The organism is Parafrankia colletiae (genome assembly GCF_001854655.1).
GTDB classification, from domain to species: Bacteria; Actinomycetota; Actinomycetes; order Frankiales; family Frankiaceae; genus Parafrankia; species Parafrankia colletiae.
Genome location: NZ_MBLM01000171.1, coordinates 22,598 through 28,826, shown reverse-complemented (window position 1 = coordinate 28,826; position 6,229 = coordinate 22,598). Strand labels below are relative to the sequence as shown.

At 67.4% G+C, this 6,229-nt stretch carries 5 protein-coding genes and 1 pseudogene; 1 reads left to right on the top strand and 5 read right to left on the bottom strand.

What is annotated here, in order from left to right; genetic code table 11:
• Positions 1-73 precede the first annotated feature (73 nt).
• Together CC117_RS40775 and CC117_RS32020 are read right to left on the bottom strand one after the other, a co-directional pair.
• Positions 74-518 (bottom strand): annotated as a pseudogene (locus CC117_RS40775) (IS630 family transposase); the annotation flags it as partial.
• Positions 519-1,029: 511 nt separating this feature from the next.
• Positions 1,030-1,263, bottom strand: a complete 234-nt coding sequence (locus tag CC117_RS32020; RefSeq protein ID WP_071091611.1) for a hypothetical protein — start codon at positions 1,261-1,263, stop codon at positions 1,030-1,032.
• Positions 1,264-1,567: 304 nt separating this feature from the next.
• Between CC117_RS32020 and CC117_RS32015 the strand changes: the two genes are divergently transcribed.
• Positions 1,568-2,758 (top strand): alkane 1-monooxygenase, encoded by a 1,191-nt coding sequence (locus CC117_RS32015; protein WP_071091628.1) that lies wholly within the window; start codon positions 1,568-1,570, stop codon positions 2,756-2,758.
• A gap of 666 nt (positions 2,759-3,424) precedes the next feature.
• On the opposite strand, the gene CC117_RS32010 is transcribed toward CC117_RS32015, so the two are convergent.
• Genes CC117_RS32010 through CC117_RS32000 form a run of 3 tightly spaced genes read right to left on the bottom strand, consistent with a single transcriptional unit; the run spans position 3,425 to position 6,199 of the window.
• Positions 3,425-4,582, bottom strand: coding sequence for an SIS domain-containing protein (locus CC117_RS32010; protein ID WP_071091608.1), 1,158 nt, complete (start codon positions 4,580-4,582; stop codon positions 3,425-3,427).
• A 55-nt stretch (positions 4,583-4,637) separates the two neighbouring features.
• Positions 4,638-4,838, bottom strand: a complete 201-nt coding sequence (locus CC117_RS32005) for a Trm112 family protein (RefSeq protein WP_071091605.1) — start codon at positions 4,836-4,838, stop codon at positions 4,638-4,640.
• Positions 4,838-6,199, bottom strand: a complete 1,362-nt coding sequence (locus CC117_RS32000) for a phosphomannomutase/phosphoglucomutase (RefSeq protein ID WP_071091602.1) — start codon at positions 6,197-6,199, stop codon at positions 4,838-4,840. Before CC117_RS32000 ends, CC117_RS32005 begins: the two co-directional genes overlap by 1 nt.
• Between the last annotated feature and the right edge of the window lie 30 nt (positions 6,200-6,229).

Here is a 6,229-nt window from a genome sequence, read left to right as displayed (position 1 = left end):
CGTTTCAGGGTGGTCACCAGCGCCGTGGGCCCGTCACGACCACCAGTCACCTCATTTTCCCTCTAGGTGACGCCTCTTCGCGGAGCAGCGTGCGCAGCCTCTCGTGGCTGATGTCGTCGACCACCCCTCGGCCACCAGGAACTCCGCCAGCTTCGACAGCCCCGGGTCGAGAACGGGAGCTGATGCCCCGACGGCAGCGACGTCGCGATCTTCTTGGTCTCCCGGCGTTCCGGCTGGATGAACGTCCAGAGCCGGCCACCGGAGTACTTCGGGTACAGCAAGTCGAATCCGCCGGCAACTGAAGTTGTGGATCGCATCTCGGACCCGGTCCTCCGACGTGAACGCCTATCTTCGCGATCTTCTTCGGTAGCACGCCCTGCGCCGCGAGCAGGACCATCCCCACCCGCCTCCAGGTCACCACCGACCCCAACGACCGGCGTACTATCCGCAACTGCCTACGCCCCTCGTACAGAATCAGTCTCCCGGCCCCGCACCCGCTCCTCCACAGCACGGATCATCGAACCGGTGGTCCAATCAGCGGAGATCCGGCCCGGCGCGCCGCCCACCACTCAGGGCAAGCCCTGCCGGCTACAGCATTGGTTATGTGAGATCTAGGACACACACCCACCGGCTCGTCGGCATGAGTTGCGCATCACCCCGCAACACAGACCGTAGTTGATCACTGATCCGAATGGTCAATTTGATCACTGGACTGGACCTTCCACGAGTGCGGACCTTCTCGTGCCGCTGCCGATGATTGCAGGTGATGGACCTGCGACCGGCGGAGCGCAGAGCCTGCACAGYCGTGACGTCCGGACTACTTCCGCGCTAACACTGTGTGATTTTCACATTGATCCAACCCTGGATCGTGTTCGCCTCAGGCTTCCCAGCGTGGTCCCGCGGGGCTGTACTTCCCACCCGAACCGGAGGACCGAGTGTGCGCGGGACGCTACTGTTCACGGTGTCGTAGCCGATCGAGCCATCACCCTGCCCAAGCATTAGCTCCAGCAGTTATCGCCCATTCGACAATTACGCCTGACGGCGTGAAACCTGCCTCAGCACATCTATCCTTCTTGCCACCATGCGAACCATTCTACGTAGCCGGATGTTAATTACGAAGATAGCCAGCGCGATAACATAGTTCCAGCCACCGAGAGACTCCTGCCCAGGCAACGGAACCAGAGTGTAGGTGATGATCACGCCGGTCGCGAGGAACATCATGCCGACAGTCACGCCRCCAATCCAGGGCGGAAGATCATTCATCGACCGAGACCGAGACCGTACCGGTCCTCGAACTACCGGCCACCCCGACCGGATACTGGCTGCGATGATTCGTTTCATATCCACTCCTCCTTATCAAGTCGTGCACAAAGTTTCAGCCCAAGGCTAGCCCRGCCACAACCCTGATGTACAGGCTTAGGCAGCAGAACCCACCGAGGACGCCGCTGTTGCGCTTCGTTCCCGGGGATTTGATTAGCGGATGTGCCGGACGCTCCTGTCGTGGACCGGCCACGCGAGAGTCGCGATAGCGACCCGGACGGTGGGAGCCGGCGGATTGGAGTCTCAGGTGGCTGCACCCGTGCTCAGCGCACCGGGAGGAGCAACATGGCGCGACGGAAAACGCTACATGTGGCTGACAGCCCTCATGGTTCCACTGCTGACGATAGCGAGCTTCGGACTGTGGCACCGTACCGGAGTATCCGCCCACTGGTGGATCACGCCGTTGTTCGTCTTTCTCGCGATTCCGCTCATGGAGCTGAGAACCGCACCCGATTCAGGAAACATCCCAGAGGAGATTCGCGCGGAACTGGAGAAGGACCACTACTACCGTTGGTGCGTCTACCTCTATCTGCCACTGACGGCGATAGTATTGGCGACCAGCACCTACGCATGGGCAACAAACAGCCTGTCACCATTCRCCAAGATCGGCGCGGTGATTTCGGTCGGGACAGTTACGGGTGTTGGCATCACAGCTGCACATGAACTCGGCCACAAACGGAGTCCGGGGAATCGCTGGTCCGCTCGACTGATGCTCGCCGCCACATGTTACGGCCACTTCCGCGTCGAGCACAACCGCGGCCATCACGTCCGGATTGCCACTCTGGAGGACCCCGCGAGCGCTCGGCTGGGTGAGACCTTCTGGAGATTCTGGCCACGCTCGGTACTTGGCGGATTGCGCTCGGCATGGAATTTGGAGGCTCGCCGCCTGCAACTCCGCGGTCGGAACGTCGTCTCGCCGCATAACGAGATCCTGATCGGCTGGCTGCTTTCTACTGCGTTGTTCGCCGGGCTGGYAGCGGCATTCGGTCCAGGTGCCCTCGTCTTCGTATTCGCACAGGCAGTTGTGGGTTTCAGCCTGTTGGAGGGCGTCAACTACATCCAGCACTACGGCCTGGCCCGCAGTGTCAACGCGCACGGGCGGCGGGAGAAGGTGGGCCCGGAGCACAGCTGGAACAGCGATGCCGTGATTGGCAATCTGGCACTGTTCCAGCTGCAACGACATAGTGATCACCACGCTAACCCGACCCACAGCTATCAAGTACTGCGTTCGTTTCGAGAGTCGCCTCAGTTGCCATCAGGCTACGCGACCCTGCTGCCAATCGTCTTCATTCCGCGGGTCTGGTTCGCCGTTATGAACGACCGCGTCGTCGCGCATTACGGTGGCGACGTCACCCTCGCAAACATTGCGCCGCACTGCCGGGCCGCGCTACTGGACCGCTACCGCCCTCCAGCGCGGGCAGAATCGGCTGGCTTCTGAGACTCAGGGTCTCTGCCCATCAGCCCAGGTCTTTCGCCCTTGGCCAGGTGTGATCGCGGGTTGGACTCCCACTGCTGTTGATGTTGAGCTATGCCGCTGGACTGGCTGTGGCTGTCGCGGGTTCCCCGGCTGTCGCGCAGGGTGGACGCCCGTCCACGTCCGGGGCGGTTCTCCCATTCTGATTGGTGGTGGGAGGTGGGTGGCTGCGGACTATCCAGGGGCGGGTAGCGCGCGCAGGGTGGCGGGGGCCTGTGGCCGCGGGTCATCCGGGGGCGACGCTGGGGATGGTCGCCGATCCTGATGCGCGCCTGCCGGTATGAGCCGGGGCCGTATGGCGGCGGTCTACCGGTATTCCGGTCATTTTCTGTCGAAGGACCAGACCGCAACCATGCTGGCCGGGATACCGATCTCGGCGGGCACGGTCGGCGCGTGGTCCCGCCCGCGCCGCCGGACTGGACTGCTTCCGTGACACCGTCCGTGGTCTGCTGGCCGCCGGGCGGCGTTGCCGGTTACAGAAGCCCTCCTACGGGTCGGCCTTCCCGACGACCCGGCGATGCGGATCTCGCATGAGGCGCTCTACCAGGCCCCAAACGCCGTCCGGACAGTCTCGCCAGCGTCCGCAGCCCACTTGGCGATCGCGGGCGAACGACCGGCCGCAGCGTTTCTTCAGCGCGTGGCGCCGAACTGCCGGAGCAGTGGCGCCGCGCCCGGATCCACACCGGACGCGAGCGCAAGGTACACACTGGCGAAGTCGATCAGTCCGACCAGCGAGGCCAGCCGCTCCAGCGGCCCGGCCCCGGTCATCGCCAGCTCGGTCACGCCGACGCCGTACTCCCCCGCGACGGCCACAGCCCGCGCCGCCGCATGGGTAATCTCCGGGTGCTCGCCGGTGTCGTCCCGCAGTAGGCCCAGCCGCAGCCGGGTGGTCTCCACATCGTCGACCCGGTCGCGGAAGAAGTCGTCGAGATCGCCGGCCGCGCCGGACCCGGAACCCGACCCGGCGCCGGCCCCGAACGCCCCGCCGAGCAGCGCGGCCTGGTCGTAGGCCGGGTGAGGCAGCGCACCAGCCAGCGCCGGATACCAGGCGTGCGCGGCGAGCACGGCCGCCGCGCGGGCCGCCGCGACCTCGGCCAGCCGACTGGTGCCCCACCACATCGGAAGGGCACCGGCCAGTTCCAGCGCAAGCGTCTTCGCCGGGTTGACGAACGACTCACTGGACGGCCGGCACCGGATCGCCGTCTCCTCCAGGCGCACCGCGGCCGCCTCCACCGCCGGACCGCCGTCGCGCAGCAGGCCGAGCGCGGCCGCGGCGGCGAGCAGCGGAACGGCCAACGACCACAGGCCGGTATGCGCGGGCCGGGTCTCCGGAAGGGCCACGAACGGGGCGCGGGACACGCCGGCGAGATGCGCCAGCGGGGTCTCGGGCGGGCAGACCACGGCCAGCCGGCAGCCGCGGCGGTAGGCCTCCTCGACGGCGGAGCAGGTCTCGTTCGACGTCCCCGACGCGGACACGCCGAGGACGACATCGGCCACGCCGACCCAGCCCGGTAGCCCGTGGCGCCGGTGGCTGATCACCGGGACGGGAGCGGCCTGACCGACGACGGCCTCCAGCACGTCGGCGGCGAGGGCCGACGCACCGACACCCACCACGACGATCGCCCGCGGCCGGCCGTCCGACGCCAGCGAGGCCACCCCGGCCTCCTGGGCGAGCCGCCAGCCCTCGCGGGCCTGCCGCGCCGCCGAGGCGGTGTGCGGCAGCAGGTTGAGCGTGTCGGCCTCGGTGAGCCGGTTCGAGTCGTCCAGCAGGGACTCGTCGACGTTCACGCCGGCTCTGCGGAGCCGGGCCGGGCCCTGGTCCGGGCTCCGGTGCGAACGCCGGTCAGGATGCCGAGCCGGCCGGTGCCGGGAACGGCTTCGCCTCGTCGAGGAGCATCACCGGGATGTCGTCACGTACCGGGAACGCCAGCCCGCACGACTCGCAGACGAGGACCGGGGCTCCGTCCAACGTCTCCTCGCGCAGCGGGGCGTGATCCGGGCACGGGCAGGCAAGGATCTCCAGCAACAGGGGATCGAGGCTCATCAGAAAGTCTCCCTTCCACCGCGGATGCTGACGAGGATCTCGTCGCGCAGCCGGCACATAGAGGCATCATCGCGCCCCTCGACGTTCAGGCGCAGGAGTGGCTCGGTGTTCGACGGCCGGAGGTTGAACCAGGAGCCGTCGGGCAGCGAGACGGTCAGGCCGTCCAGGTGATCGACGTCCGAGGCGCGGCCGGCGTACGCCTTCGCCACCTTGCTCATCTCCAGCTCGGCGTCGGCCACCTCAGAGTTGATCTCCCCGGAGGCCGCGTAGCGGGCGTAGCCGCCGAGAAGGCCGGACAGCGGGCCCTGCTGACCCCCGAGCGCGGCCAGGACGTGCAGGGCGGCCAGCATGCCCGAATCCGCCCGCCAGAAGTCCCGGAAGTAGAAGTGGCCCGAGTGCTCACCGCCGAAGACCGCGCCCGTTCGGGCCATCTCGGCCTTGATGAACGAGTGACCCACACGGGTGCGCACCGGCACACCGCCACGCTCGGCCACCAGCTCCGGCACGGCCCGACTGACGATCACGTTATGGATGATGGTCGCCCCCGGCTCCCGACGGAGCTCACGCTCGGCGACCAGGGCGGTGATGACCGAGGGTGAGACGATCTCGCCACGCTCGTCGACGACGAAGCACCGGTCGGCGTCGCCGTCGAACGCCAGCCCGATGTCCGCGCCCTCGGCGCGCACCGCGGCCTGCAGGTCGCGCAGGTTCGCCGGCTCGATCGGGTTGGCCTCGTGGTTGGGGAAGCTGCCGTCGAGCTCGAAGTACATCGGGATGATGGTGAGCGGAAGACCGTCGAGCACGGCCGGGACGGTGAGACCCGCCATGCCGTTGCCGGCGTCCACAACCACCTTGAGCGGGCGGATGCCGGTGAGATCGACGAGAGAGCGGAGATGACGCGCATAGTCGTCGCGCAGGTCGCGCGTGGTGACCGTGCCCGGCCGCCCCGTGTACTCGGGGATACCCGCCTCGATCAGGGCCCGGATCTCGGCCAGGCCGGTCTGCTGCCCGATCGGCGCGGCACCCGACCGGCACAGCTTCATGCCGTTGTACCTGGCCGGGTTGTGCGAGGCGGTGAACATCGCACCAGGCAGGTCGAGCGAGCCGGCCGCGAAGTACAGCAGGTCGGTCGACCCGAGGCCGGCGGCGACGACATCCGCACCCTGGCTGGTGGCGCCTTCCGCGAAGGCGGCAGCCAACGGCACCGAGGACTCRCGCATGTCGTGGGCGGTGACGATGCGGTCAGCACCGAGCAGTCGTACGAACGCGGCCCCGGTCGCCCGGGCCACCTCCGCGTCGAACTCGGACGGCACCACGCCTCGCACGTCGTACGCCTTGAAGATCCGTGAGAGGTCGCGCACCCCGTAACCACCCTTTCCTGACCCGGCGTC

What these genes read in the sequence shown, in the direction of transcription:
- CC117_RS32005 (WP_071091605.1), bottom strand. Translation starts at nt 4,838, where the DNA reads ATGAGCCTCGATCCCCTGTTGCTGGAGATCCTTGCCTGCCCGTGCCCG.